At 73.4% G+C, this 25,559-nt stretch carries 24 protein-coding genes; 14 read left to right on the top strand and 10 right to left on the bottom strand.

What is annotated here, in order from left to right:
- Window positions 1–39: 39 nt before the first annotated feature.
- On the bottom strand, window positions 40–924 hold the full coding sequence (locus tag ACH4RC_RS01490) for an aminoglycoside phosphotransferase family protein (RefSeq protein WP_398193643.1): 885 nt from the start codon (window positions 922–924) through the stop codon (window positions 40–42).
- Window positions 925–929: 5 nt separating this feature from the next.
- Window positions 930–2,066, bottom strand: coding sequence for an aminopeptidase P family protein (locus ACH4RC_RS01485; RefSeq protein ID WP_398193640.1), 1,137 nt, complete (start codon window positions 2,064–2,066; stop codon window positions 930–932).
- A gap of 185 nt (window positions 2,067–2,251) precedes the next feature.
- On the opposite strand from ACH4RC_RS01485, the gene ACH4RC_RS01480 reads away from it, so the two are divergent.
- Window positions 2,252–3,010 carry a metallophosphoesterase gene (locus ACH4RC_RS01480; RefSeq protein WP_398193638.1) on the top strand — a complete coding sequence of 253 codons (759 nt, stop codon included), beginning with the start codon at window positions 2,252–2,254 and terminating at the stop codon, window positions 3,008–3,010.
- Window positions 3,011–3,135: 125 nt separating this feature from the next.
- Here ACH4RC_RS01480 and ACH4RC_RS01475 read toward each other — a convergent pair whose 3' ends face one another.
- The 4 genes from ACH4RC_RS01475 to ACH4RC_RS01460 form a co-directional block, all read right to left on the bottom strand.
- Entirely contained in the window at window positions 3,136–3,663 is a 528-nt protein-coding gene (locus tag ACH4RC_RS01475; RefSeq protein WP_398193636.1) for a PDZ domain-containing protein, read from the bottom strand.
- Between the two features lie 102 nt (window positions 3,664–3,765).
- On the bottom strand, window positions 3,766–5,652 hold the full coding sequence (gene phsA / locus ACH4RC_RS01470) for an O-aminophenol oxidase PhsA (protein WP_398195639.1): 1,887 nt from the start codon (window positions 5,650–5,652) through the stop codon (window positions 3,766–3,768).
- A gap of 120 nt (window positions 5,653–5,772) precedes the next feature.
- Complete coding sequence (cyc2, locus tag ACH4RC_RS01465) at window positions 5,773–7,980, bottom strand: germacradienol/geosmin synthase Cyc2 (protein WP_398193633.1); 2,208 nt, start codon at window positions 7,978–7,980, stop codon at window positions 5,773–5,775.
- Window positions 7,981–8,118: 138 nt separating this feature from the next.
- Window positions 8,119–8,910, bottom strand: a complete 792-nt coding sequence (locus ACH4RC_RS01460) for a pentapeptide repeat-containing protein (protein ID WP_398195636.1) — start codon at window positions 8,908–8,910, stop codon at window positions 8,119–8,121.
- 173 nt (window positions 8,911–9,083) lie between these two features.
- On the opposite strand from ACH4RC_RS01460, the gene ACH4RC_RS01455 reads away from it, so the two are divergent.
- The gene (locus tag ACH4RC_RS01455; protein WP_398193631.1) at window positions 9,084–9,878 is read left to right on the top strand and encodes an alpha/beta fold hydrolase; all 795 of its coding nucleotides are present in this window, start codon (window positions 9,084–9,086) and stop codon (window positions 9,876–9,878) included.
- A gap of 158 nt (window positions 9,879–10,036) precedes the next feature.
- Here ACH4RC_RS01455 and msrB read toward each other — a convergent pair whose 3' ends face one another.
- From msrB to ACH4RC_RS01435, 4 genes are all read right to left on the bottom strand, one after another.
- Window positions 10,037–10,444: a peptide-methionine (R)-S-oxide reductase MsrB gene (gene msrB, locus ACH4RC_RS01450; protein ID WP_398193628.1), complete on the bottom strand. Its 408-nt coding sequence runs from the start codon at window positions 10,442–10,444 to the stop codon at window positions 10,037–10,039.
- A 14-nt stretch (window positions 10,445–10,458) separates the two neighbouring features.
- Window positions 10,459–11,865 (bottom strand): UDP-N-acetylmuramate--L-alanine ligase, encoded by a 1,407-nt coding sequence (murC, locus tag ACH4RC_RS01445; protein ID WP_398193625.1) that lies wholly within the window; start codon window positions 11,863–11,865, stop codon window positions 10,459–10,461.
- A 156-nt stretch (window positions 11,866–12,021) separates the two neighbouring features.
- Window positions 12,022–12,501 (bottom strand): indole-3-glycerol phosphate synthase, encoded by a 480-nt coding sequence (locus ACH4RC_RS01440; RefSeq protein ID WP_398193622.1) that lies wholly within the window; start codon window positions 12,499–12,501, stop codon window positions 12,022–12,024.
- 133 nt (window positions 12,502–12,634) lie between these two features.
- Complete coding sequence (locus ACH4RC_RS01435; protein WP_398193620.1) at window positions 12,635–13,465, bottom strand: pyrimidine reductase family protein; 831 nt, start codon at window positions 13,463–13,465, stop codon at window positions 12,635–12,637.
- 37 nt (window positions 13,466–13,502) lie between these two features.
- Between ACH4RC_RS01435 and zapE the strand changes: the two genes are divergently transcribed.
- From zapE to ACH4RC_RS01375, 12 genes are all read left to right on the top strand, one after another.
- Window positions 13,503–14,618, top strand: coding sequence for a cell division protein ZapE (gene zapE, locus ACH4RC_RS01430; RefSeq protein ID WP_398193618.1), 1,116 nt, complete (start codon window positions 13,503–13,505; stop codon window positions 14,616–14,618).
- A gap of 151 nt (window positions 14,619–14,769) precedes the next feature.
- Window positions 14,770–16,131 carry an alkaline phosphatase PhoX gene (locus ACH4RC_RS01425; RefSeq protein ID WP_398195633.1) on the top strand — a complete coding sequence of 454 codons (1,362 nt, stop codon included), beginning with the start codon at window positions 14,770–14,772 and terminating at the stop codon, window positions 16,129–16,131.
- A gap of 112 nt (window positions 16,132–16,243) precedes the next feature.
- The gene (locus tag ACH4RC_RS01420) at window positions 16,244–17,119 is read left to right on the top strand and encodes an ABC transporter substrate-binding protein (RefSeq protein ID WP_398193615.1); all 876 of its coding nucleotides are present in this window, start codon (window positions 16,244–16,246) and stop codon (window positions 17,117–17,119) included.
- A 158-nt stretch (window positions 17,120–17,277) separates the two neighbouring features.
- Window positions 17,278–18,117 carry a polysaccharide deacetylase family protein gene (locus ACH4RC_RS01415; protein WP_398195630.1) on the top strand — a complete coding sequence of 280 codons (840 nt, stop codon included), beginning with the start codon at window positions 17,278–17,280 and terminating at the stop codon, window positions 18,115–18,117.
- Between the two features lie 15 nt (window positions 18,118–18,132).
- On the top strand, window positions 18,133–18,267 hold the full coding sequence (locus tag ACH4RC_RS01410) for a hypothetical protein (protein ID WP_398193613.1): 135 nt from the start codon (window positions 18,133–18,135) through the stop codon (window positions 18,265–18,267).
- Window positions 18,268–18,484: 217 nt separating this feature from the next.
- Window positions 18,485–19,279, top strand: a complete 795-nt coding sequence (locus ACH4RC_RS01405) for a peptidyl-tRNA hydrolase (protein WP_398193610.1) — start codon at window positions 18,485–18,487, stop codon at window positions 19,277–19,279.
- Between the two features lie 475 nt (window positions 19,280–19,754).
- The gene (locus ACH4RC_RS01400) at window positions 19,755–20,411 is read left to right on the top strand and encodes a TetR/AcrR family transcriptional regulator (RefSeq protein ID WP_398193607.1); all 657 of its coding nucleotides are present in this window, start codon (window positions 19,755–19,757) and stop codon (window positions 20,409–20,411) included.
- A gap of 86 nt (window positions 20,412–20,497) precedes the next feature.
- The gene (locus ACH4RC_RS01395) at window positions 20,498–20,929 is read left to right on the top strand and encodes a hypothetical protein (protein WP_398193605.1); all 432 of its coding nucleotides are present in this window, start codon (window positions 20,498–20,500) and stop codon (window positions 20,927–20,929) included.
- On the top strand, window positions 20,926–21,564 hold the full coding sequence (locus ACH4RC_RS01390; protein ID WP_398193602.1) for a TIGR03086 family metal-binding protein: 639 nt from the start codon (window positions 20,926–20,928) through the stop codon (window positions 21,562–21,564). Before ACH4RC_RS01395 ends, ACH4RC_RS01390 begins: the two co-directional genes overlap by 4 nt.
- Window positions 21,565–21,653: 89 nt before the next feature.
- Window positions 21,654–22,982: a DUF692 domain-containing protein gene (locus ACH4RC_RS01385; RefSeq protein ID WP_398193600.1), complete on the top strand. Its 1,329-nt coding sequence runs from the start codon at window positions 21,654–21,656 to the stop codon at window positions 22,980–22,982.
- Window positions 22,983–23,094: 112 nt separating this feature from the next.
- Window positions 23,095–23,835, top strand: coding sequence for a DUF4142 domain-containing protein (locus ACH4RC_RS01380; RefSeq protein ID WP_398193598.1), 741 nt, complete (start codon window positions 23,095–23,097; stop codon window positions 23,833–23,835).
- A gap of 125 nt (window positions 23,836–23,960) precedes the next feature.
- Window positions 23,961–25,547: an alpha/beta hydrolase gene (locus ACH4RC_RS01375; protein WP_398193596.1), complete on the top strand. Its 1,587-nt coding sequence runs from the start codon at window positions 23,961–23,963 to the stop codon at window positions 25,545–25,547.
- Window positions 25,548–25,559 lie beyond the last annotated feature (12 nt).

Here is a 25,559-nt window from a genome sequence, read left to right as displayed (position 1 = left end):
GAAGAAGATCCGAAGAAGAACATCTGAAGAGGAAGGGTCCTAGACCAGCTCGAGCAGGATCGGCTCCCAGGCCCGCTCCAGCTGGACCCGCAGCAGCGGTACGGGGCTGTCCGCGTCGGCGCCGTGGAGGCGGTCGGCGAGGCGGAGCAGGGTGTCGCAGCGGGCCAGCCACAGGCCCCGCAGGCAGACGCGGGGGCCGTACCCGGCGAGGGTCGCCGAGCGCACGGCCGCCCGCGCCCCGACCGCGATCGCGAGGCCCGCGATGTCCTCGGCCGGGTCGCCGACGACCGCGTCGGTCCAGTCGAGGACGCCGCGCACGCGCCCGCCGCGGTCGACGGTCAGGTGCTCGCCCTTGAGGTCGTGGTGGACGAGGACCGGGTCGCCCAGAGGGCCGAGCTGAACGACGGCCCGGGAGGTCAGCTGGTCGAGCCGCTCCGCCTCGAACTCGTCGTCCGCGTCGAGCTCGCGGGCCGCCGCGCCGGCCGCCCGGCGCAGGTCCTGCAGGGAGCGCGGCGCCTCCTTCGGCACGCCGAGCGCCGCCGCGCGGGCCACCGGCACCTCGCGCAACCCGGTGAGCAGCCCGGCTAGATCCTCCTCACCGGCGGCGGTGACGTCCCTGACCTCCCCCGACTCGCCGGGCAGCCGCGTGTCCAGGGTGCAGGCGAGGCCGGGCGCCCACTCCCCCGACGCGACGGACGCGGGCACGCCGACAGCGACGTACGGGCGGACCAGGTCCCGTAGCCGGATCTCGCGGCGCAGGCGCTGGGAGACCTGCACGTCCGGGGCCATGCGCAGGACGTGCCGGTCCCCGGCCCACCAGGTGGCGTGCTCGCCGCCCTCGGCGACCGGGCGCGCCTCGGCGCCGCCGCCGTCCGGGAGCAGGGTCGCGAGGAGGCGGCGCACGGTGTCGGCGGTCGGCTCCATGGTCGTCAGCCCACGATCGCCAGGTCCCGGGAGGTGGCGTTGAGGCGCCGGCCGCCGTCCTCGGTGACGGTGACGATGTCCTCGATCCGGACGCCGAAGCGGCCGGGCAGGTAGATGCCGGGCTCGACGGAGAAGCACATGCCGGGGACGAGCGGCTGCTCCTCGCCCTCGATCATGTACGGCGGCTCGTGCGTGGTGACGCCGATGCCGTGTCCGGTGCGGTGGATGAAGTACTCGCCGTACCCGGCGTCGGTGATCACCTTGCGGGCGACCCGGTCGACCTCCTGGCAGGCGATGCCGGGCCGCACGGCGTCGCAGGCGGCGGTCTGCGCCTCGCGCACGATGTCGTGCACGCGGCGCTCTTCCTCGGTGGGTTCGCCGACGTGCACGGTGCGGGTGGTGTCGGAGCCGTAGCCGTGCTTGAGACCGCCGAAGTCGAGGACGACCATGTCGCCGTCCTGGATGGTGCGTTCGCTCGCCTCGTGGTGCGGGTTGGCGCCGTTCGGCCCCGAGCCGACGACGGTGAAGTCGACCTGCGAGTGCCCGAACTGCCGCAGCAGTTCGGCCAGTTCGCGGGCGATGTCGCTCTCCTTGCGGCCGCCGAACGTCGTCTTCTTGATCTCCTCGTACGTGGCGTCGGCGGCGGCACCGGCCGCCGCGAGCCGCTCCAGCTCGGCGGCGTCCTTGACCCCGCGCAGCATCGGCAGCGCCTGGGTGAGGGAGACGTACGACGTCTCGGGCAGCGCGCTCTGGAGGCCGAGCAGGTGCATGGCCCAGGCGTTGTCGCTGACGCCGAAGCGGCCCGGGCCGCCGTGTGCGCCGAGGAGCGGGGCGGCGATCGCGTAGGGGTCCTTGCCGTCGGTCCAGTCGCGCAGGGTCATCGCGTCCGCCCCGGCGGCCTTGGCGGCGTCCGGCGCCTCCAGCGTGGGCACGACGAGCGTCGGTTCCTGCCCCTCGGCGAGCACCAGGAGGGTGAGCCGCTCGGTGTCGGCCGGCACCTGGTACCCGGTGAGCCACACCAGGTCGGGCCCCGGCGCGACGAGCACCCCCGCGAGCCCGGCGTCGGCGGCGGAGCGCGCGGCGCGCTCCATCCGGGCCCGGTAGTCGGCGGCGGTGAAGGGGGCGGGTGTGCCGGTCGTCATGCGAGGGCCTCCTGGGTGCGGTTCAGGGTGCGGGGCGTCCACGGGAGCATCCTGCCCGGACCGGGAGGCGGGCGCGAGTCCGTTCCCGCCCCGTCGACCACCTGACGGGCAAGCATTGCCGATGCGTTAGGTCTAATGGTTGGATCGCCATATCCCGTTAGCGCTTCCGTGAAGGACGTACGCCCATGCTCGTACTGGCCCAGATCAGCGATCTGCACCTGGACGGAACCCCGCGCGCCACCGAACGCGCCCGCCGCGTCCTCGACCACCTGCGAACCCTGCCGGGCCCGGTGGACGCGCTCCTGGTCACCGGGGACATAGCCGACCACGGCGCGGAGTCCGAGTACGAGGAGGCGGGCGAACTGCTCGGGCTGCACGACCCGGCGGCCCCGTTCCCGTTCCCGGTCCTGACCTGCCCCGGCAACCACGACAGCCGCGCCCCGTACCGCGCGGCCCTGTTGCGCGAGCCGGAGGCCGAAGGGCCGGTCAACCGCGCCCACCGGGTGGGCGGCGCGGCGGTACTCATGTGCGACTCCAGCGTTCCGGGCGCGGACGAGGGGGCGCTCGACGAGGGGACGTACACCTGGATCGAGGAGCGGCTCGACGCCCTCGACGGTGACACGCCCGTCCTGATCGCCTTCCACCATCCGCCGGTGGTGCTGCACCATCCGCTGCCCGACCGCTACCTCCTCACGCAGCCGCGCTCGCTCGCGCGGCTCCTCGAGCGCAGGCCGGAGATCGTCGCGGTGATCACCGGGCACGCGCACACACCGGCCGCCACGACGTTCGCCGGACGGCCGCTGATCGTGGGGCCGGGGGTGACGTGGACACTGCGGCTGCCGTGGGAGGGCGAGCAGGTCGCGGACCGGGAGGCGCCGGTGGGGCTCGCGTTCCATGTGCTGGACGACGAGCGGCGGTTGACCACGCACTTCCGGACGGTCTGAACGCCGCGACGCGCTGAAGGCCGTCACGTTCTGAAGGCCGTTCCGTTCTGGACGCCGTTACGTTCTGAAGGCCGTCACGTTCTGGAGGCCGTTACGTTCTGCAAGCCGCTACGTCCTGAACGCCGCTACGTGACGAGGCCGGGCGTCGCCGCCAGCGCCTGTCGCGAGCCGTCGCGGTGGCGCACCGTGAGGATCAGCCGGCGCCCCGGCCGGGCGTCCGCCACCCGGGCCACCAGGTCGCGCGCCGAGCCGATCTGCGTCGTGCCCAAGCGCGTGACGACGTCGCCGCGCACCAGCCCGGCCGCGTATCCGGGCCCCGGCACGTGCACGGCGACGACGAGCGCGCCGGGACCCTGCGGGGCGTCCGCCACCTCCACACCGAGGCGGGTGCGGGCGGCGGCCGGAGGAGCGCTCGGCGGGGGCGCGGCGGACGGTTTCTCCAGCTCCTGAGGCCGGGTTCCGGCCGCCGTCTCCTGCCGCTCCTGGGCCTCGGCCATCCTGCTCATGCCGCTCACCGTGGTGCCGACCGCGCCGAGGCCCACCCCGGCAAGCACCAGGACCAGGCCGCAGAGCAGCCCGGCGAGCAGACCGGCCGTGCGCCGGCCGCCACCCCGTACGACATCGGGGCGGCGGGAGGTCACCTGGGAGGTCACCCCCGCCGTCCCGGGCATCGGTCTCGGCCGCAACGCTGTCCGTTCCATGGCCACAGCCCTACCCGTCGCGGCCCGCCGCCACGGACCACGAACGAGTGAGAATCAATGCCCTCCGTGGCCTCCGCCGTGCCCGGCCCCGTGGTCGAACTTCAGCGCCTCCTCCGGCATCACCACGAACGGCCGCATCATCCCCATGTCCTCATGCTCAAGGAGATGGCAGTGGTACATGAACCGGCCGTACGCCCCGTCGAACCTGCCCATGACGCGCAGCATCTGGCCGGGCAGGGCGCGGAAGACGTCCTTGTACCCCTGCTCGTTGGGCGGCAGCGGGACCGGCTCGGACGCGTCGTACGCGACCGGCTCCGTCGTGCCGCCGATCTCCGTGCTGAATCCGGAGGCGTCGTATGTGTCGCGGCCGAGGATCTGGAAGTCGGCCAGGTGGATGTGCATGGGGTGGACGACCGGCGGGTTCACCGCGAGGTTCAGGAAGCTCCACTGCTCGTGGCTGCCCTCGGCGACGGTGAAGCCGAGCCCGTCGTTGAAGGTCCGGGCGATCCGCCGGTAGGTCTTCAGCGTCCCCTTGTCGTCGACGATCTGGATGACGCCCTCGGCCGGGAGCCGAAGGCCGTCGGTCTCCTCGGCGGCCTCGGCGTCCTCGGCGTTACTGATCTCCGCCATCTCCCACATCTCGGGGTGTCCGCCCCCGCCCTTGGTCGCGGGCGGGGTCAGCACGACGAGCCGGTGCCCGTGCTTGATGTCGTGCGTCAGCTTGCGGAAGGAGCCGGAGACCGCCTCGGGCAGCGTGAACGGGTCCGGCTCGCACTCCTCGCCCACCCGGAACTCCAGGACGTGCGGGAACGGCACGTTCCCCGCCACGTCCGGCACGCCCGGCGCCTGGTTCGGCCCCTTGTTGACCAGCCGCACCCGGCGCCCGGCGAGCGCCCCGAAGTCGACGAGCAGGTCCATGCGCTCGGCCGGGGCGACGGTGAGCGCCGGCAGCGACTCGTCGAAGTCGATCGGCACGGGGCGCGGCAGGAGCCCGCCGTCGCTGCCGATCTGGTGCAGCACGCCCGGCACCGGCTGGTCGTCCTCGTCGACGAGGACCAGGTCGAAGATGCGCGCGTTCGACGCGTTGACCAGGCGGAAGCGGTACCAGGCCGCGTCGACGTCGGCGTACGGCCAGATGCGTCCGTTGACGGTGGTGTAGGGCCCGGTGAACGGCAGGGAGACGGGCTTGCCGGTCTCGGCGTTCTTCGGGTCGACGATCACCGTCTTGTGCAGCAGCCGCCCGTTCAGCGTGCCGTCGGCGTCCGTGTCCAGGTTCCGGTCGGCGAGGAGCAGCGGTATCTCCCGCTCGCCGCCGGGCAGCCCGAGGGCGTCCTCCTCGTCGTCGCGGACCAGGTAGGTGCCGTACAGGCCCGTCTGCACGTTCCACCGGGTGATGTTCATGGCGTGGTCGTGGTACCACCACTGAACGGCCTGGTGGTCGTTGGGGTACTCGGCGAGCTGGGCGTCGCCGTAGCCCACCGCGTTGTCCGCCCAGCCGTCGTTGCCGCCGCCGGTCTGCGCGCCGTGCAGGTGGGTGACGGACCAGGCGGGCAGGGCCGCGACGTCCGCGTTCGGCGGTACGTTCTCGCGGCCGGGCCGGGTGCTCGGGCTCGGTGCGCCGATCGGCACCTCCACCGCCGTCACCGGGTACTCGCTGCCCTTGGGTATGCGGTTGGTCCAGGCGATGCGGACCCGCTGCCCGCGCCGCACCTCGATGGTCGGGCCCGGCACCGAGCCCTCGTAGCCCCACATGAGGGTCGGCGGGAGCTGCGGGTGGAGCCGCTGCCAGGTGGGGCGCAGCGCGATCTCCGTCTCGGTGCGGACGTCGTCGGTGCGGGGCCGCAGCACCGGCGGGACGGTCAACGGCGCGATGTAGGGCGTCAGCTCGCCCGGCCCGTCGACGACCTGGTCCCGGTCTTCCTCAGCCGGTGCGTGGGATATGTGCGTGACGTGCTCGATGATCTCGGTCAAGGTACAGAACACCCCCGTGTGTTCTCGTCATCTCCCCGTGCGGACGGCCGGTAGGTGGCCGTCCGACTCAAGAGATGCCGGACACAACGGTCAGGTTGCCTGAAGGCCGCATTCCGGACGCGGAGGTTGTGCGACGGCCGGGAGCGCCGGAATCCGGTCCGGTACGAAGCCGTGGGCGCGCCGCGCGAGATGCCCGGCCCGGTAGCGATCGACGTGGCGGTGCCAGTTGAGGATGCCCGCCATCCAGTTCCGCAGCTGTCCGACATAGCCGTCGAGAAGCGTGCGCGCCTCGCCGGAGAGCTCGAAGTCCTCGTAGAGGACGGGCAGTTCCTGGGCCACGATGTGCTGGAACTGGCGCATGCGCTGCGTCATGAGGTCGTGCACGATGCCGAGCCCCGTCGGGTAGTCGGTGCCGAAGAAGTTCTGGACGACGAGGATCGCGTTGTGCACCTCGCCCTCGTACTCGATCTCCTTCTGGTACGAGAACACGTCGTTGACCAGCATCGCGTAGTCGATGGCCGCGTTCTCCAGGGCCCGTACGGGGCCCGAGCGGTACACCTTCGGCGGCACGGCGGGGCCGTGGCCCGCGCGGCACATGGACAGGGTGAGGTCGGAGCCGAAGGTGGCGCGGCGCATCTCCAGGTAGTCGACGGGGTCGGGGATACGGTGCTGTGCCTGGTTGAGCACCTCCCAGACCCAGCTCTCGGTCATGGCGTCGACCGCGGCCCTGAGCCCGGTGCGCTGCTCCGGTGTCATCGAGGCGGTGGTGCGCGCCCACAGGTCGGTGAGGCCGCGCTCCATGGCGTTGGCCGGTTCGAGCGCGGGTTCGTCCGCCAGGGGCATGCAGGCCGAGAGGCGTTCGGTGCACAGCCTGGCGGCGGCGAGATCGTGGCGCCACCCGAAGACGAGCGGGTAGTAGTCGTCGCCGTAGGTGCCCCAGGCGAGCCACTGCGCGCTGAGGTCCAGCGTCTCCGGCGGGCCGTCCGGGTCGATCCCCGCCGAGCAGAGGGCGAGGTCGGCGGCGGCGAGCTTGTCCTCGTCCCAGACGCCCTCGCCGAGGATCCCCATGCCGCGCACCCACTGGGTGAGGTGCACGCGCGCGTGGTCGAGGGCCGGGTTCAGCCGTACTTCGTACGGCATGTGGAACTCCGGCAGGCGCGAGGGACCCACCTTCTGGAACGGCACGTGCGTGTACGCCCGCAGCCGCTCGGCCCCGACGGACGTGAGCAGCGCGCGTACGTCGGCGGAGGCGGAGCCGGGGCCGGTGGGGCCGCGCAGTGGTGAGGGTTCCTCGACGGCGCCCTCGTTCATATAGCGGCTCGAACGCAGGTGCCACTCGTGCCCGCCGGACTGCCAGTCCTGCAGCCCGCGCGCGTACGCGGCGACGGCCGCGACCTGGTCGGGGGCGAGCCCCTTGGCCAGGCAGAGCGCGGGCACCTCGGTGAGCGCGGTGTGTTCGAACTGGTGCATGCGCGAGGTCAGCACGTCGTTGACGGCTTCCGCCGCCTCCTGCGTCGTACAGCCGAAGAACGTCTCCAGGACGAGAACGCCATTGCTGAGCTCGCCCTCGTCGCGGACCTCACGCTCGTACGAGAACAGGTCGTTGCGCAGGTGCACGGCGTCGGAGAACGTTTCCTTCAGGACGCGCAGGGGGCGTGCCGCGGCGACGGTCGACGGGATCTCGGCGGTCGCGTACTCCACGAGCCCGGCCGACCAGGGGGCGCCGCCGACCTTGCGGCGCATCTCGATGTACTCGACGGGGTTGGAGACGCGGCCCTCGTTGATGTTGGAGAGCTCCCACATCGACTCGTTGAGCAGGTGCTCGGTCGCCTCGGCGAAGCGGCGGCGCCAGGCGGTGGACATGGCGGGCACGGTGCGCCGCCACAGGTCCGCGAGGCCCGCCTCGACGGGGTTCGTCGGCTCCGGCACCGCGGCGAAGACGTCCATGGGCATGAACAGCGGCAGCCGCTCCAGGTGGGCCTTGCCGCCCTCCCGGTCGCCGGTGCGCTTGTACAGGTCCAGGAAGTGGTCGTCGAAGAAGAAGACCCACACGTACCAGTCGGTGATCAGGGAGAGCGCGGGGCCGTCGCAGTCGGGGTGCGTGTACGCGCACAGCAGGCCGTAGTCGTGCGCGTCGAGGTCGCTCCGCTCCCACACGCCGCTCCCCTCCAGCATCCCCATCGTCCGCGCCCACTCGGCGGAGTGCGCGCGGGCTTCGTCGAGGTGGGGGTTGAGGCGCGCCTCGTACGGCATGTAGAAGCGCGGCAGGCGGAACGGTTGTGTGGACTGCTCTGTCATGGGCGCGGCTCTACCCGCGTGGCCCCGGCCCCATCCGCGGAAGGCCCGATGATCGCTCCATCGCGTGAACGAGGAGTGGACGGGGGCGCGGCGGGGAAGCGGCCGGGCCGTGCGGTCGAGGCGGCGGCCTCACCCGGTCTACGCGGTCCAGCGCGCGGGGCGCGTCAGGCCGGGCGGCAGCTTGGTGGCGGCGTCGCCGTGAGCCGCGTTCACCTGGGCCTGGGTGAGGAAGACGGCGCCGGTGAGGTCCGCGCCGGCGAGCCGGGTGTCCCGCAGGTCCGCGCCGATCAGGTCGGCGAAGCGCAGGTCGGCGCCGGTGAGGTCGGCGGCTATGAGGAGAGCGCCGCGCAGGCTGGCGCCCCGCAGGTCGGCGGAGTGCAGGCGGGCCCCGACGAGGTCCGCGCCGCGGTGGTTCTTCTTGCGCCCCGGCACCTGGGCGCGCACCAGGTCGCTCGCCTTGAGCAGCAGCGTGTTCACGTCGCCGCGGATCGCGGGCACGTCGGCGGCGAGCAGTTCGTCGGCGCCCGCGCGCGTGAGGCGCTCGATGTCGTCCAGGGCGCGCCGGGCGTCGTGGTGCACGGACTTGGCGCGGCGCAGTTCGAGCACTTCGCTCAGGTACCACAGCAGCTCGTGCAGCTGCCGCATGACGGGGAGCGTCTCGTACATGGCCCGCGCGCTCTCCGGTCGCTCCCGCCAGCTGACTCCCTCGAACGTGACCTGCGAGACCTTCTGCCCCGCTCCGAAGCAGTCGAAGACCGTGCACCCCCGGTAGCCCTCGTCGCGCAGCCGCGTGTGGATGCCGCAGCGGAAGTCGTCCTGGAGATTGTGGCAGGGGCTGCCCGCGCTCTTGTCCTGCGCGAAGTCCTGGGACTTGGCGAACGGGAGCGCGACACAGCACAGTCCGAAACAGTCGCCGCAGTCGGCACGCAGATCGGGGCGGCCGGGTCGACCGGGCTGGGAGGCGACGGAAAAGGTGTCATCGGAGGCGTCGGCGGAGGTCACAGGCGCTATTGTCGCCGATCCCGCGGAGACGCCCCCTTGTGGGCAGGGCGGGGCCGCGCCACCGTGGAGCGATCCGCACCGCCACATCCCCGGGAGTCGACGTGGCCTCCACCTTCCTCCTTCCCCATGAACGGCACGGAGACGGTCCGCACAAGGTGCTCGCGGTGCACGGCTGGTTCGCCGACCGTTCCGCGTGGGCGCCGGTCGTGGCCGACCTGGACCGGGTCTCCTTCGAGTACGCGCTGGTGGACCTGCGCGGCTACGGGGAGGCGAAGGACACCCCGGGGGCGTACACGACCACCGAGGGCGCGGGCGACCTGCTCGCGCTCGCGGACCGGCTCGGCTGGGAACGCTTCTCCCTGATCGGGCACTCGATGGGGGCGAGCGTGGCGCAGCGGGTCGTTGCGTCGGCACGCGCGCGCGTGCGGCGCATCGCGGGCGTCTCCCCCGTCCCGGCGTCGGGTCTCGCGCTGCCGCCGCAGCGGTGGGAGCTGTTCTCGACGGCGGACAACGAGCCGGCGCACCGCCGCACCATCATCGACCTCACCACGGGCGGCGTCCGCCCCGCGGCCTGGCTCGACCGGATGACGGCGCGGTCCGTGGCGCGCAGCGACGCCAAGGCGTTCCGCGCCTGGCTCGACTCCTGGACCCACGACGACTTCCACGCCGACCTGGAGGGCTGCACGACCCCGGCCCTCGCCGTCACCGGCCAACTCGACCCGTCCCTCCCGGCGGAACTGATCCGGGCGACCTGGCTGCACTACTTCACCCGCGGCGAGCTGGTCGACCTGCCGGTCTGCGGCCACTACGCGATGGACGAGGCTCCGCTGGCGCTGATCAGGGTGGTGGAGGACTTCTTACGGGCGGACCGGGCGGGGCGGGCAAGGCGGGCGTGACAAGGCGCGCCTCCCAGGGACACCGCTGAACTCAAGCAACGGGCTCCAGCTCCTCCACCATCGCGCCCGCCTCTTCCTCCGCCCGAGCACGCGGCGCGGGCGGATCCGGGCCCGCCGCCCGAAGCGCGGCGGGTCCGGATACGTCAGGCGGCTGACCGTCAGCCCTCGACCGGCTCCAGCCGCAGCGACACCGAGTTGATGCAGTACCGCTGGTCCGTCGGGGTCTGGTAGCCCTCGCCCTCGAAGACGTGGCCCAGGTGGGAGCCGCAGCGGGCGCAGCGGACCTCGGTGCGGACCATGCCGTGGGAGCGGTCCTCGATCAGTTCGACGGCGGCGGAGTCCTTCGGGTCGTAGAAGGAGGGCCAGCCGCAGTGGGACTCGAACTTCTCGGTCGAGGTGAACAGCTCGGCGCCGCAGGCCCGGCAGGCGTAGACGCCCTTGGTCCTGGTGTCCGTGTACTCACCGGTGAAGGCGGGCTCGGTGCCGGCCTGGCGCAGTACCGCGTACTCCGCCGGGCTCAGCTCCGCGCGCCACTGCTCGTCCGGCTTCTCGACGTCGTACGACATGGAGACACTTCCCTTCAGCGCTGTGCGAGGTGGTCCAGGATGCGCGGGCCGAGGTCCGTGACGTCGCCCGCTCCCATGGTGAGAACGAGATCGCCGGGCTTGGCCATTCCCGCGACGAGCGCGACGGCCGCGTCCTTGTCCGCAGCCGGCTGGACGTCGGCGCCCGCCGTGCGCGCCGCGTCGACGATCAGGGCGCTGGTGACGCCCGGGATCGGGTCCTCGCGGGCCGGGTAGATGTCGAGGACGACCGAGGCGTCCGCGAGGGCGAGCGCCTCGCCCATCTCCTGGCCCAGCTCCTGGGTGCGGGAGAAGAGGTGCGGCTGGAAGAGGACGAGGAGGCGGGCGTCGGCCGCCGCGCCGCGCATCGCCTCCAGGTCGGCCGTCATCTCGGTGGGGTGGTGCGCGTAGGAGTCGATGACCTGCACGCCCGCCTCCTCGCCCGTGAGCTGGAGGCGGCGCTTGACGCCGGTGTAGGACTTGATGGCCCCGGCCAGGTTCCGGGACGGGATGCCGAGCGCTACGCCCGCCGCGAGGGCCGCGACCGCGTTGTGCGCGTAGTGGCGGCCGGGGACGGAGACGGTGAAGGTGAGCAGCTTGCCGTCGAGGAGGACCGTGACCTCGCTGGCCAGGCCGCGCGGCGTGACCTTGTGGATACGGATGTCCGCCGACTCCGACTCGCCGTACGTGACGACCTTGAGGGACGTCGTGTCGCGGATGCGGCGGGTCAGCTCGACCGCGCCGGGGTGGTCGGCGGCGATGACGAGGGTGCCGCCGGGGACGATCTTCGAGGTGAAGATCTCGAAGGAGTCGTAGATCTCGTCCATCGACGCGTAGTTCGCGTGGTGGTCGAGCTCGACGTTGAGGATGATCGCGACTTCCGGCCTGTACTTGTGGAAGCTGCGGTCCGATTCGTCCGCCTCGGCCACGAAGATGTCGCCCTCGCCGTGCAGCGCGTTCGAACCGGGGGCGTCCAGGTCGCCGCCGATCGCGTAGGACGGGTCCAGGCCGAGCGAGGACAGGGCGACGGCCAGCATCGACGTGGTCGTCGTCTTGCCGTGGGTGCCCGCCACCGCGATCGGGCGCAGGCCGTCCATGAGGGCGGCGAGCGCGTCGGAGCGGTGCACGACGGGGATGTCCAGCTCGGCGGCGCGCAGCAGCTCGGGGTTGTCCTCGCGGATGGCGGAGGAGACGACGACGCAGGTGGCGTCGGTGGCGAGGTGGGCGGCGTCGTGCCCGACGTGGACCGTGGCGCCGAGCGCGCGCAGCGCCTCGGCCGTGGCGGACTCCCGCGCGTCGCTGCCCGCGACCTTCGCGCCGCGCTGGGCGAGGATCTTGGCGATGCCCGACATGCCGGCCCCGCCGATGCCGATGAAGTGCGGTCGGTCCATGGCGGCGGTGGACGTGGGCAGGCCGGGTGCCATACGTGTGTCTCCCCTGGGGTTCCTGAGTGCTGCGTGCTGCGTGACCCGATTCGTGGACGCAGTGGCTACGAATCGGGTCAAGCCTATTGCCTCCGCCCGGCCCGCCCCTCACCCGAGCCCGGCGTCACGCCTCAGGCGTCAGGCGTCACAGCCTCATCACGCCTCGCGCTTGCTGTACGAGAACAGCTTCAGCACCGGCACCCCCACCTTGTGCCGCGCGCGCGAGGCCCAGTCGCGGTGGAAGAACTCCTCGACGTAGTGCGGGTCGGTCAGGACGATCACCTCGTCGGCCTTGACCTCGTCGACGAGCGCCTTGAGCGCGTCGAGGGGGTGGTCCTCGATCAGCCGGCCCTCGGCGGCGCAGCCGGCCTGGTGCAGCGCGGTGAGGGAGACGCTGAGCGCCTGCTCGCCGGGGGCCTTGGCCTCCTCGCCCTCGGGCACCTCGTCCTCCCGGGCCGCCTCGTCCAGCTCTCCCATCGCTACGTCGTCGATGGCCCGCAGCAGGCGGTCCGCCTGGTCGCCGCGGGGCTGGAGCAGCACATGGAAAGAGACTTCCTCGTCTCCGTGCAAAGTGGTGACGAACTCCACGTCGGCGGACGTCAGGGCCTTCTCGATCATCAATACGCTCGTGAACACGACGGGCGCCCTTCTTCTCCTGCCGCGGGCCGTCCTGCGACCGGCCCTCCGGGACATGCGGAAACCATCCTGCCCCGTGGCCGCACGGGGGCTGCGAAATTTAGTGTGCCCAGTCGAGGCAAAACGGAACGAGTCATTCCGCCGAGTGTCGACTCCGTCGGTACCGGGAGAAGAGAAAACCCTCTTCCTCCAGGAGAGATGCCAGCTCGAAACGTTCCGGCACGGCCGGCCCGGGGCCCCCGGCGATCCGCTGCGCGCCGCCCGCCGTGAGCAGCGGCGACATCGTCAGACACAGTTCGTCGAGCACCTGGGCGGCCACGAACTGCCCGAGCAGCCTCGGCCCGCCCTCCGTGAGCAGCCGGGTCAGGCCCCGCCCGGCGAGCGCCCGCACCGCGCGCTCCGGTTCGACCCGGGCGCCGTCGCCCGCGATCAGGACCTCGGCCCCGGCCGCGCGGGCCGCCGCCACCCGGTCCGCGGGCGCGGCCGCGCCCGTGACCACGTACGTCGGCACCAGCGGCGCGGTGAAGAGCGGGAGACCGAAGTCCAGGTCGAGGCCGGCGCTGATCACCGCGATGGACGGGGCGGGGCCCTGTCCGGCCGCTGCGCGGCGCGCGGAGAACGCGGCACGCGCGCGTGCGGGCCTGTACCCCTCCTGGCGGACCGTCTGGGCGCCGACGACGACGGCGTCCGCGAGACCGCGCAGGGTGCCGAAGATCCGCATGTCGGCGGGGCAGGAGATGGGCTGGGAGCGGCCGTCGTGCTGGGCGGCGCCGTCGAGCGTGGAGACCATGTTGGCGCGCAGCCACACCTCCCCCGCCGCCAGGTCCGGGTACGCGTAGGCGTCGGCGAGTGCGTCGAGGTCCCACTCCGGGGCCCCCGCGCGGCCGGGCCCGGCGGAGCCCGCGTGCCCCTCCCCACCCGCGTGATCTGCTGTTTCGTACGTCACAGGGAACAGGCGTCGCATGACGTGCAGTGTGGCACGGCGATTAGGCTGGGGTGTTGTGTCGTCCTCCTCCGAAGCCGCCGGCGCCCCTCAGCGGGGCATTCCTCCCATAGCCGACGCGGCACCCCAGTCCCTGTGCGCCCGCGAGCCGCATGTTCCCGCGGAGCGCCTGGTCGCCGAGATGGTGCCGCCGCCCAGGTTCAGCACCGCCCGCTTCGAGACGTACATCCCCGACCCGGACCAGCCGAGCCAGACCGAGGCCGTCCAGGTGCTCAGCGCGTTCGCCGCCGGACTCGGCGGGGCGCACGGCGCGGGCGGCGGCAAGAAGCGCGGCCTGTTCGGCTTCGGCAGGAAGGCGGCCGCCCCGGCCGGTCCCCGCGGCGTCTACCTCGACGGCGGGTACGGCGTCGGCAAGACCCACCTCCTGGCCTCCTTGTGGCACGCCACCCCGGCCGCGCCCGAGCAGAAGGCGTTCGGCACCTTCGTCGAGCTGACGAACCTGGTCGGCGCCCTCGGCTTCCAGCAGACCGTGCGCACCCTGAGCGAGCACCGGCTGCTCTGCATCGACGAGTTCGAGCTCGACGACCCGGGCGACACCGTCCTCGTCTCCACGCTGCTCGGCAAGCTGGTCGACGCGGGCGTCGCGCTCGCCGCCACCTCGAACACGCTGCCCGGCAAGCTCGGCGAGGGCCGGTTCGCCGCCGCCGACTTCCTGCGCGAGATCCAGGGCCTGTCCGCGCACTTCCGGCCGCTGCGCATCGACGGCGAGGACTACCGCCACCGCGGGCTGCCCGAGGCCCCGGCGCCGTTCTCCGCCGAGCAGGTCACCCAGGCCGCGTACGCCACCGAGGGCGCGACGCTCGACACGTTCCCGCGGCTACTGGAGCACCTCGCGCGCGTGCACCCCAGCCGGTACGGCGCGCTGACGGACGACCTGAAGGCGGTCTGCCTCACCGATGTCTCCGCCGTCCCCGACCAGTCGACCGCCCTGCGGCTCGTGGTGCTCGCCGACCGGCTCTACGACCGGGAGATACCCGTCCTCGCCTCCGGCCAGCCGTTCGACCACCTGTTCAGCGAGGAGATGCTGAACGGCGGCTACCGGAAGAAGTACTTCCGGGCGATATCGCGGCTCACCGCCCTGGCGCGCGACGCCAAGGGGCTCGTTCCGCAGTAGGCGTGCACGGGTAGCACTCCGGTGGTACACGCGTAGTTCCCGCACCACCGCCTGCGTGATAGACACGCCGGGTCACAGTTCCTGTCCGCCAGCAGGAGGTTGCCCCATGTCCGAGACACGTCTGTCCGAGACACGACTGTCCGCAACACGACTGTCCGCAACACGACGACAAGTGCTCGCCCGTACCGGCGCGTTGGGGGTGGGCATCGCCTTCGCCGGATCCCTGTCCGAGCTGTTCGCGGGCTCGGCCGCCGCCCACGGACGCGCGGGCTACGGCCCGCTCATACCCGACCCGGACGGCCTCCTCGACCTGCCGAAAGGTTTCCGCTACCGGGTCCTCTCCCGCGAGGGCGACCCGCTCCGCTCCGGCGAGGGCCAGGTCCCCAGCAACCACGACGGCATGGCCGCCTTCGGGGGCCGGCACGGCCGCGTCCACCTCGTGCGCAACCACGAGAACCGGGTCACCGGCAAGATCGCCGTGCCGGCCGTCGACGGGCTCACGTACGACCCGATGGGCAAGGGCGGCTGTACGGCGCTCACGCTCGACCGGCACAACAACGTGCTGTCCGAACGGGTCGCCATCGCCGGTACGGCCGTGAACTGCGCGGGCGGCCACACCCCCTGGGGCACCTGGCTGACCTGCGAGGAGACCGAGGACCGGGCCGGGACCAACGGCTACACCAAGGACCACGGCTTCATCTTCGAGGTCGACCCCACGGACCCGCACCGCTCGGGCGCCGTACCACTCACCGCGATGGGCCGCTTCCAGCACGAGGCGGTCGCCGTCGATCCGAGGCACGGCGTCGTGTACGAGACCGAGGACGCGTTCGACAGACCCTTCGGCCTCTTCTACCGCTTCCTGCCCGAGCGGCCGCACGGCGGACTCGGCTCGCTGCGCGCGGGCGGCAGACTGCAGGCCATGCGGGTGCCCGGGGTGCCCGACCTGTCGGCGGTCCAGGAGACCGGGGCGAGCTTCAAGGGCGTCGAGTGGGTCGACGTACCGGACCCGCTCGCCACCACCACCCCCATCCGCAACCAGGACTTCGGCCCCAAGGGCATCACCCACGCGCAGAAGCTGGAGGGCTGCTACTGGGGCGGCACCTGCGTGTACTTCGTGTCGTCGTACGCCAGGAGCCGGGAGGGGTCCGCCGCCGACCACTTCGGGCAGATCTGGCGTTACGACCCCGCCGCGCGCCGCCTCACCCTGGTCATCGTCTTCGGCCCGGACACGGACGTGCAGCTGCCCGGCGAGGAGCCCGACAACATCTGCCTCGCGCCCAGCGGCGGCCTCATGGTCTGCGAGGACGGCGAGGGCGCGCAGCACGTCTACGGCGTGACGCGCAAGGGCGAGGTGTACGCGATGGCGCGCGGGCGCCAGAACATCGGGACGGCGGACGACCCCGCGTGGGGCGAGTTCGCCGGGGTCACCTTCTCCCCCGACGGCGCCACGATGTATGTGAACTGCTACACGCCGGGGACGACGTTCGCCGTGACGGGCCCGTGGCACAAGTGACGCGCGAGAGCCCCGCGTAGGGGCGCCGCCCGTGCCGGCCGGGAGCGGCTTCCTGCCATCCTGACCGGTTTCGGGCGGCGTGGCCTCCCAGGGGCCTGGGCAAGGTCCATGCATGAACGAACGGCCGATCACAGCATGGGAGTTCACCGACGATCGCGGGCACGTCACCGCCGCGCCCGAACCACCGGAGCGCGTCGTCGCGTACATACAGGCCGGCGCGAGCCTGTGGGACCTGGGGATACGCCCGGTGGGCGTCTTCGGTTCGCACCACGACGGGGACGGGCCGGACCGCGCCAAGTCCGGCAGCCTGCCGCTCGGCGACGTCGCCTACCTGGGCGCGGGGGCCGGGCTCGGACTCGACGACGTGCTCGCGGTGCGGCCGGATCTCGTCGTCGCGCTGACGTACGGCGGCGGGCAGGTGTACGGGGTCGAACCGGACGTCGCGAAACACCTGGAGGAACACGTCCCGCTGGTTGTGCTCGACGTGGGCCAGGGCCGGGGCCTCGGCGCCGTTCGGCAGCGGTTCGCGGAGCTCGGGCGCTCGCTCCAGGTGGCGGAGGGCGCGGTGGCGTACGAGGAACTGGCGGCGGCCGAGCGGGGGTTGACGGCCGCGGCCCGGGACGCCGGACCCGTCCGGGTCCTCGCCCTCTCGCCCGCGGGGCCGGACGGCGCGCACCTCGCGCGGCCCGCGAAGTGGCCGGACCTGAGCGCGCTGACGGGCCTCGGGGTGCACACCGTGGAGCCGCCCGAGGGGCCCGGGGCCAACTGGCACACCGGCTCCTGGGCCGACGCCGCGGGGCTGGCGCCGGACGTGGTCCTCGTGGACGCCCGCGCCAACGCGGCGCCGCGCGAGAGCTACGCGGGCGACGCGCGGTGGGCTGCGGTGGCCGAGCGGGCCAAAGTGCTGCCGTGGAACCCCGAGATCGCGGCCAGCGCGGCCGCGCACGCGGCGTTCTTCGAGACGGTGACCCGCGCCCTGCGGAGTTGAGCCGTTCGGGGGCGGTCGCGTGGCAGGAGGGACGGACCGTCGTAGATATGCCCGATTAGTACAATTATCGGGGTTACGGTCGCCGGGTGATCAGCACCCTCCGACGTACCGCGCCGAGCCGCACCTCACCGGGCCGTACCGCACTCGGCCGCACCGCAGTGGCCTGCGCCCTCGGCGCCGCCGCGCTCACTGTCGCCGCCTGCTCCGTCGGCGGCGCCGAGGCCCCGCACCCGGCGCGCTCGGCCCGGCCCGCCACGAGCCCGTCGCATCCGCCGCCGCACACCGCACCGCCCACGCTCGCCCCGGGTCCGGCGGGGCTGACCCGCGTCTTCGCGAGCGCGGAGCGGCAGGAGCGGCGTACGGTCGCGCTCACGTTCGACGCCGACATGACCGCGGACCAGGGCGCGCGCGCCGCCTCCGGCGAGCACTTCGACAACCCGCGCCTCATCGCCGCGCTGCGGGCGCTGCGCGTCCCCGCGACCGTCTTCATGACGGGGCGCTGGGCCGAGCAGTACCCGGCGCAGGCCAAGGACATCGGCGGCGACCCGCTCTTCGAGGTCGCCAACCACTCGTACAGCCACCACGCCTTCACCGGTGACTGCTACGGCCTGCCGAGCGTGCCCGCCGGGCGGATGCGCGCGGACGTGGAACGGGCGTTCGCCGCGTTCCGCGCGGCGGGCGTACGGCACGTCGTGCCGTACTTCCGCTTCCCCGGCGGCTGTTACGACCGCGCGGCGCTGCGGGCCCTGGCCCCAGCCGGTGTCACCGCCGTGCAGTGGGACGTGGTCAGCGGCGACGCGTTCGCGACGGACGCCCGCGCGGTCGAGCGGCAGGTCCTCGACGGGGTGCGCCCCGGTTCGGTCGTCGTCATGCACTGCACGCGCAGCGCGGCGCCGACGACGGAGCGGGTGGTACGGGCCGTGGTACCGGCGCTGCGGGCGAAGGGCTACCGCTTCGTACGGGTCTCCGAGCTGCTCGGGGCGGACCGCAAGGCGTGATCGTAGGCTGGAGGCATGGAGAACGAGTCTCAGGTGGCCGAGTGTGTGCTGTGCCGGGAACCCACCGAGTACCCGGAGTCGGCCAAGGGCGTGACGCTCTGCCCCGTCTGCGAGTGGCAGGAGGCGCAGCGCACGGCCTGCTCCGGTTGAGCCCGCGGGCGGCCGGGCGCGGTGAACGGGCGGGCGGCCGGGGAGCGTTCGGGGACGTGGGCCGTGCGCGGGCGGCCGGTGACACTGCCCTCGCCGGGCGCGTCGGTCCCGGCGACGAGCCCGAGGAGCGTCGGCTGGCCGGTGCCGTCGGCGCCCCGCACCCGGACCAGGGGCGCGCGGGGCGGGGGGTGTGCGGGGCTGCTGGCAGACTGGTGGGGTGAGCAGCGAAGACACCAGCACGCCCGGAACTCCCAGCGCTTCCGGCACTCCGGCGGCCACCCCGCACCCTTCCGACAGCCCGTTCCGGGACGAGCGCACCGCGCGCGACGAGGCGCCGCAGTTCGTGCTGCCGCTCGTCGTCCGTATCGAGCGGGCGGCGCCCCCGGCCCGTACGGACGCCCTGGAGACGGCGGCGCGCGCCGTGCTGACGATCCTGTCCGACGAGCGGGCGCTGGGCGAGGGCGAGTGGGCGGCGGTGATGCGGGACTGGCAGGACGCGCGGATCCGCAAGGTGGTGCGGCGGGCGCGGGGCGCCGAGTGGCGCCGCGCGGAGGCGCTCGACGGCATCACGGTCACCGGTGGCGGCGGCACCGAGGTCCGGGTCTTCCCGCCGGTCCCGCTCGACGGCTGGCCCAAGGACCTGGCGCGGCTCCAGGTCTCCGGCACGGACCTGGACGACCCGGAGCCGCCGCCCGCCCCGGACCCCGCCGCCCCGGTGCTGTGGCTCAACCCCGAGCTGGACATGACGGCGGGCAAGGCCATGGCACAGGCCGGGCACGGGGCCCAGCTGGCCTGGTGGGAGCTGTCGGACGCGCAGCGCAAGGAGTGGCGCGAGGCGGGCTTCCCCCTGTCGGTACGGGCGGCGGACCCGGCCCGCTGGGAACCGCTGACCCGCGCCGGGCTCCCGGTGGTGCGGGACGCCGGGTTCACGGAGATCGCGCCGGGGTCGTGCACGGTGGTGACGGAGGGCGCGCGCACCGGCGGCCTGCTGTCGGGGCTCGGCCGCCGCTGATCCGTCCGGTGCCTCGTGCAACGACCCCAGCGACCCCCGTCGTCACCGCGCCATCTGCTGTTCGGTCCGGGTCGGGCGCCGGTCGCGGGAGGCGCCGAAAGAGGCAGGTACAGGCTCTGGCCAGCGGTCGCGGGGCGGCCTAGCATCGGAGCGTCCGGGCTCTCACAGACGGACGGATCGGCTCCGGCACCGCAGCGGGGCCGTCGATCTCCCCCGAGACCCCGGGACCGCACCGCGCACAGCGCCACGAGCGGCCGGGACGTTCTCGCCGACGTACGCCCCGGCCTCCGCCCTCCCGACATCCGGGGCGAACTCCCGCACGCCCCTGGGCCGACGAGGGCGACGAGCACACGAACCGCGCCGGGGGAGACGCGTCTTCGGGTGCTCATTGGCCGCCGCCGATGCCGGCACAGCCGCCGGCGGCGGCCGCTCCCCCTGCCCCTGCGCCCGCCGGCCCATGCCTCATCATGGGGCCATGGCAGGACGTACGGACGGCGCGGTGGACGGCAGGGTGGCGCGGGGGAACGAGACCCGGCGGCTCGTCCTGCGCCGCACCGTCGACATCGCCTCCGTGGAGGGTCTCGACGCCCTGTCCCTCGGGCGCATCGCCACCGAGCTGAAGCTCAGCAAGAGCGGCGTGTTCGCCCTCTTCGGCTCCAAGGAGGAGCTCCAGCTCGCGACTGTCCGCGCCGCCGCCGCCGTCTACGAGGAGAAGGTCGTGCGCCCCGCGCTCGACTCCGCCCCGGCGGGAGCGGACCGGCTCTGGCGGCTGTGCGAGAGCTGGCTGGAGTACTCGCGCGAGCGCGTCTTCCCCGGCGGCTGCTTCTTCTACGGAGTGCTCGCCGAGTACGACGCCCGCGACGGCGCCGTGCACGACGCGCTGGTCCGCGCGCAGCGGACCTGGGTCGGTCTCGTCGAGCGGTGCGCCGAGGACGCCCGTGACCTCGGCGAACTGCGCCGGGACACCGATGTGCCGCAACTCGCCTTCGAGTTGATCGCCCTGATGGAGATGGCGAACGCGCACTCCGTGCTGCACGGGGAGCGGGACGTGTACCGGCGGGCCCGGGTGGGGATCGCCGCGCGGCTGAGCCTGCTCGTCACAGATCCGGGGCTCGCCCCCCAGGTGTCGTAGAGCCTGAGCCTTCAGCGCTCCGCATCTCGTGCAATTGGCCTCGCAAACTTCTAGCACGATCGTTCGTTTAGTTTTACAGTCGCCGCATGCCATCGAGAATCCATCGCGCCCCGTGGCAGCCGGGCCCCGCCGCACCCGATGCCACCACCCCCTGCCTCGTCAGCGTCACGGAGTTCACCGCCGCCGGGCACCTGCGGACGGCAGGCGTCGCCCTGAACGGGATGCGCCTGCGCCGCACATGGCCCCGGACCGGCGGGGCCGTCGGCATGTGGCTGTGGGTCGACCCGCCGCGCCGCCGCTCGGGCTCCGTCTCCGTGTGGACCGGCGACCACGCGCTCGTCGCCTTCTTACGGCGCGCCGATCACGCCCGGACCGTCCGCGCCTTCCGTGGCCACGGCACCATGCGGGCCACCGCCTGGACGGTGCCGGTCTTCGACGCGGCGGCCGTCTGGGACGCCGCCCGCACCCTGCTCACCTCGGCCGCGCCGTGGCCGACGCGGGAAGGTGATCGACGATGACCGGCCCGGACGATCTCGTCACCCTCGACCGCCTCGCCGTCCAGGAGGCCGTACGCCTCCTCGACCTGGCCCGCGACGACGACTGGGAGCGGGACACGCCTTGCGCCGGGTGGACGCTGCGCGGGCTCGCCGCGCACATGTCCGCTCAGCACCACGGGTTCGCCGCCGCCGCGCGGGGCGAGGGCGGCGACCTGGCGCGGTGGAGGGAGCCGGTGACGGCCACCGATCCCGCCGCCGAGCACCGTGCCGCCGCCTCCGGACTGATCGCGGCGTTCGCCGAACCCGGCGTACTGGACCGGGGATTCGGCCTCCCGGAGCTGCGGCCCGGCCCGGGGCCCGGTGGCGGCTGGCCGGGGCGGTTCGCCGTCGGGTTCCACCTCGTGGACTACGTGGTCCACGCCTGGGACGTCGCGGTGACGCTCGGCGCACGCGTCGAGGTGCCCGAGCCGGTGGTGACCGCCGCGCTCGCCGTCGCCCGGCGGGTGCCCACGGACCCGGAATCACGCGGCCCGGGCAGCGCGTTCGCACCGCCGGTCGAGAAGGCCGCGTACGCCTCGGACCTCGATCTGATGCTGGCGCTGCTCGGGCGCGACCCGGGCCACGGCGGCGCCGCCGAACCTCAAATGCAGCTCTGAACGTCCCGTCTCCAGGGTTCGGCCGGACCCCCGCGGGTGAGGAGAAGAGCACGCAGCAGCGCACGGCACGGCACAGGAGGGGGACTGCCATGCAGCGACTGACACGGCTGGGCACGGGGATCGGCTGGCGGCCGGAGATCGCCGACATCGTCGAGGCCATGCCCGGTATCGACTGGGTGGAGGCCGTCGCCGAGAACGTCTGCCCCGGCCATCTGCCCGACTCCCTCCTGCGGCTTCGCGCGCGCGGGGTCACCGTCGTGCCGCACGGCGTCTCGCTCGGCCTCGGCGGCGCCGAACGCCCGGACGAGCACCGGCTCGCGGACCTCGCAGCGCGCGCGGAGGCGCTCGGCTCACCGCTGGTCACCGAGCACATCGCGTTCGTACGGGCGGGCGGCGAGCGCACGGCGTCGCCGCTCCTCGAAGCCGGGCACCTGCTGCCCGTGCCGCGTACCGAGGACGCGCTCGACGTGCTCTGCGAGAACATCCGCATCGCGCAGGACGCGCTGCCCGTACCGCTGGCCGTGGAGAACATCGCGGCGCTGTTCGGCTGGCCGGGCGAGCGGATGACCGAGGGGCAGTTCCTGTACGAGCTGGTCGAGCGGACCGGCGTACGGCTCCTGATCGACGTGGCGAACCTGTACACCAACTACGTCAACCGCGGTGAGGACCCGGGCCGGGCGCTCGACGAGATGCCGGTCGAGGCCATCGCGTACGTCCATGTCGCGGGCGGCTTCAAGCGGGACGGCGTCTGGCACGACAGCCACGCCCATCCGGTGCCGCGGGCCGTGCTCGACATCCTCGCCGACCTCGCCTCCCGGGTGGCGCCGCCGGGCGTCCTTCTCGAGCGGGACGAGAACTTCCCCTACGACGAGACGGAGCTGGAGCGGGAGGTGGCGAAGATCAGGGAGACGGTGGCCGCCGCGACGCCCGCGGCGCCCGCGGCGCCCGTCGGGCGCGTCACGAAGCCTTCGGCCCCGGCCCGCCAAGGACCCGTCGAGGACCGTGTGCGCGAGCGGGTCGCGCTGGCCCAGGCCGCGCTGCTCTCCTCCCTCGTCGCGGGCACCCCCGCGCCGGAGGGGTTCGACCGGGCGCGGCTCGCCGTGCAGAGCCGGGCGCTGGCGTCCAAGCGGGCCGACGTCGTGGCCGGGGTGGCGCCGGAGCTGCCCGGCATCCTGGGCCGCCACGCCTACCGCACCGCGTTCCTGGCGTACGCGCAGGAGCGGCCCATGACGGGCGGGTACCGGCGCGACGCGCTCGACTTCGCCGAGGACATGCTGCTCGAACAGCGCGTCGAGGAACCCTTCCGGCGCAAGCAGTTGACCGACTGGTGGCTGGAGCGGTCGGGCCCCGCGTCGCTCAAGGGGCGGCCGATGGCGCGGGCGCTGCGCGCCGCCCGGTTCGCGCTGCGGCGCGTGTGACGCACGGCGGCGAAGGAAGAGGGCCCCGTACCTCAGCTGGCGTAGTCGCCGCCGAGTGGCGGCGGCCCGCGCCCGCGGCGCACTAGCGTGCGGTGCCGCACCAGGAGGCACCATGCGATCGTCACGCGTCAACGGCACCGCGCTCATCGTCACCGCGCTCGTGGCGACCCTAGCCGCGCTCGTCTTCCCCGTCTGGTCCTACGCCGACCGCTCCGGCACCGGCCTCGACACGCTGAACTCCGAGACCGTGCCGACCAAGTACGGGCCGCTCTCCGCCACCGACCGGCTCTTCGTCACGAAGGTCCGCCTCGCCGGCCTGTGGGAGCTCCCGGCGGGTCAGCAGGCCGAGGAGCGGGCGCCGAGCCGGGCCGCCCTGACGGCGGGCCGGCATCTCGTCGAGGGGCACACGTTCCTGGACGCGCGCGTGCGCGAGGTCGCCGCGCGGCTCGGCCTGGAGCTGCCCAACCAGCCGAACGCGCGACAGCGGGGCTGGCTGCGGACGCTGACCGCCGCGGAGGGCGACGACTACCAGCGCAAGTTCGCCAACATCCTGCGCCGCGCGCACGGCCAGGTCTTCGCCCTGGTGGCGCAGGTGCGCGCGGCCACCCGCAACGCGCTCGTGCGGGACCTCGCGGACGACGCCAACACCACCGTCCTGGACCACATCAAGGTCCTGGAGGCGACCGGGCTCGTCGACTTCGACGGGCTGGCACGCGACGCGGCCACGGCGAGCCCGCCGCCCGCGACCCGCTCCCCCGCCCCGCCGGGGCCGCTCCCGTCCCCGCCCGCGGCGACACCGCTCACACCGGCACCGACCCCGACGCTGCCGCCCGCCACACGCAGGAGTCGTTGATCCGGGGTCGTTGATCCACGGTCGCCGAGCCGACAAAGTATCCCTTTGACCGCGATCCGCGACGGGGCGGTCCGGAGCACCACGAAAGGGATGCGCCCATGCGTCCAGCAATGAAGCGTCCAGCCATGAGCGCAGCGTCCGCCGTCCACGCCGCCGTGGGATCGCTCGTCCTGTCCCTCCTCGTCGCGGTCCCCGCGGGCGGCGCGAGCGCGGACACGGCGTGGTCCGGCTCGCCCGAGGCGCAGGGCACCGCGGTCGCCGCGCGGCACGCCGCCGCGACCGGTATCAAGTTCGGCGCCTGCCCCGCCGCCGAGGAGCTGCCGTCCCCGGTGACCTGCGGCACCGTCTCCGTACCGCTGGACTACGCGCTCCCGGACGGCAAGCAGATCAAGCTGACCGTCAGCCGCGCCAAGGCCACCAGGAAGCTCGGCAGGGCGCGGGTCGCGCGCCAGGGCGCGCTCGTCTTCAACCCCGGCGGGCCCGGCGGCAACGGCATGTACTTCCCGCTGGTCCGCATGGTGCCCGAGTGGAAGCGGATCGGCGCCGCCTACGACCTCGTGGGCTACGCGCCGCGCGGTGTCGGCCGCTCGGCGCCGCTGTCCTGCAAGGACCCGAAGAAGTTCGGCAAGGGCCCCACACAGTCGCCGACGCACCCCTCCGAGGCGTACAAGAAGAAGCGGATCGCGCAGGCCAAGGCGTACGCGCGCGGGTGCGCGAAGCGGAACCCGGGGCTGCGGCACTACACGACGCTGAACAACGCCCGCGACCTGGACGTGCTGCGGGCAGCGCTCGGCGAGAAGAGGCTGACGTACATGGGCGGCTCGTACGGGACGTACATCGGGGCCGTCTACGCGCACCTGTTCCCCGCGCACGTGCGGCGCATGGTGTTCGACTCGGCGGTCGACCCGGACCCGCACCAGATCTGGTACCGCAGCAACCTGGCGCAGTCGGCCGCGTTCGAGCGCCGCTGGGCCGACTTCCGGACCTGGGTCGCCAAGCACGACGCCACGTACCACCTCGGCAGGACGGCCGGGAAGGTGGCGCGCTCCTACGCGCGCGTACGCGCGGCACTCACGCGCGAGCCGGCCGGCGGCAAGGTCGGCCCCGGCGAGCTGCAGTCCGCGTTCCTCCAGGCCGGGTACTACGACGACTACTGGCCGAGGCGGGCTTCCGCGCTGTCCGCGTATCTGAAGGGCGACCCGAAAGCGCTGATCGCGCAGGCCGCGCCGCCGGGCCCGAAGGCCGCCGCGGAGAGCGAGAACAGCGCCGCCGTCTACACGGCGGTCGAGTGCAACGACGCGCCCTGGCCGACCGACTTCCGCACCTGGGACCGCGACACCACGCGCGTGGCGCGCACCGCCCCGTTCGAGACGTGGGACAACACGTGGATGAACCTGCCGTGCGCGTACTGGACGGCGCCGCGCCAGACCCCGGCCGACGTGCGGACCGTGCCCGGTGTGCTGCCGCCGACGCTGATCCTGGCCGCCGAGCGGGACGCGGCGACGCCGATCGCGGGCGCGCGCGAGCTGCGTGACCGCGTCGGCGGCTCGGTCCTGGTGACCGAGCGGGACGCGGGGACGCACGGCGTCGCGGGCGGCCCCAACGCCTGCGTCAACGGGCACCTGGACGCCTACCTGCTGCACGGCACGGTGCCGGCCCGGCGCGGGGCGACGTGCGCGCCGCATGCCGAACCGAAACCGGTCAAGCCGTGAGGTCCTGTCGCT

It is taken from the genome of Streptomyces sp. NPDC016845, from assembly GCF_044332585.1.
Classification (GTDB): domain Bacteria; phylum Actinomycetota; class Actinomycetes; order Streptomycetales; family Streptomycetaceae; genus Streptomyces.
The sequence above is the reverse complement of the archived record's forward strand: the minus strand, read 5'-3'. Positions and strand labels throughout refer to the sequence as shown.

Bases quoted from the DNA above. Each gene is read 5' to 3' on its own strand.
- ACH4RC_RS01375 (WP_398193596.1), top strand. From the start codon at position 23,961: ATGAGCGCAGCGTCCGCCGTCCACGCCGCCGTGGGATCGCTCGTCCTG.
- cyc2 (WP_398193633.1), bottom strand. From the start codon at position 7,980: ATGACAGAGCAGTCCACACAACCGTTCCGCCTGCCGCGCTTCTACATG.
- ACH4RC_RS01490 (WP_398193643.1), bottom strand. From the start codon at position 924: ATGGAGCCGACCGCCGACACCGTGCGCCGCCTCCTCGCGACCCTGCTC.
- ACH4RC_RS01395 (WP_398193605.1), top strand. From the start codon at position 20,498: ATGCCATCGAGAATCCATCGCGCCCCGTGGCAGCCGGGCCCCGCCGCA.
- ACH4RC_RS01480 (WP_398193638.1), top strand. From the start codon at position 2,252: ATGCTCGTACTGGCCCAGATCAGCGATCTGCACCTGGACGGAACCCCG.
- murC (WP_398193625.1), bottom strand. From the start codon at position 11,865: ATGGCACCCGGCCTGCCCACGTCCACCGCCGCCATGGACCGACCGCAC.
- ACH4RC_RS01485 (WP_398193640.1), bottom strand. From the start codon at position 2,066: ATGACGACCGGCACACCCGCCCCCTTCACCGCCGCCGACTACCGGGCC.
- ACH4RC_RS01380 (WP_398193598.1), top strand. From the start codon at position 23,095: ATGCGATCGTCACGCGTCAACGGCACCGCGCTCATCGTCACCGCGCTC.
- ACH4RC_RS01420 (WP_398193615.1), top strand. From the start codon at position 16,244: ATGAACGAACGGCCGATCACAGCATGGGAGTTCACCGACGATCGCGGG.
- ACH4RC_RS01390 (WP_398193602.1), top strand. From the start codon at position 20,926: ATGACCGGCCCGGACGATCTCGTCACCCTCGACCGCCTCGCCGTCCAG.
- ACH4RC_RS01410 (WP_398193613.1), top strand. From the start codon at position 18,133: ATGGAGAACGAGTCTCAGGTGGCCGAGTGTGTGCTGTGCCGGGAACCC.
- ACH4RC_RS01400 (WP_398193607.1), top strand. From the start codon at position 19,755: ATGGCAGGACGTACGGACGGCGCGGTGGACGGCAGGGTGGCGCGGGGG.
- msrB (WP_398193628.1), bottom strand. From the start codon at position 10,444: ATGTCGTACGACGTCGAGAAGCCGGACGAGCAGTGGCGCGCGGAGCTG.
- ACH4RC_RS01435 (WP_398193620.1), bottom strand. From the start codon at position 13,465: ATGCGACGCCTGTTCCCTGTGACGTACGAAACAGCAGATCACGCGGGT.
- ACH4RC_RS01385 (WP_398193600.1), top strand. From the start codon at position 21,654: ATGCAGCGACTGACACGGCTGGGCACGGGGATCGGCTGGCGGCCGGAG.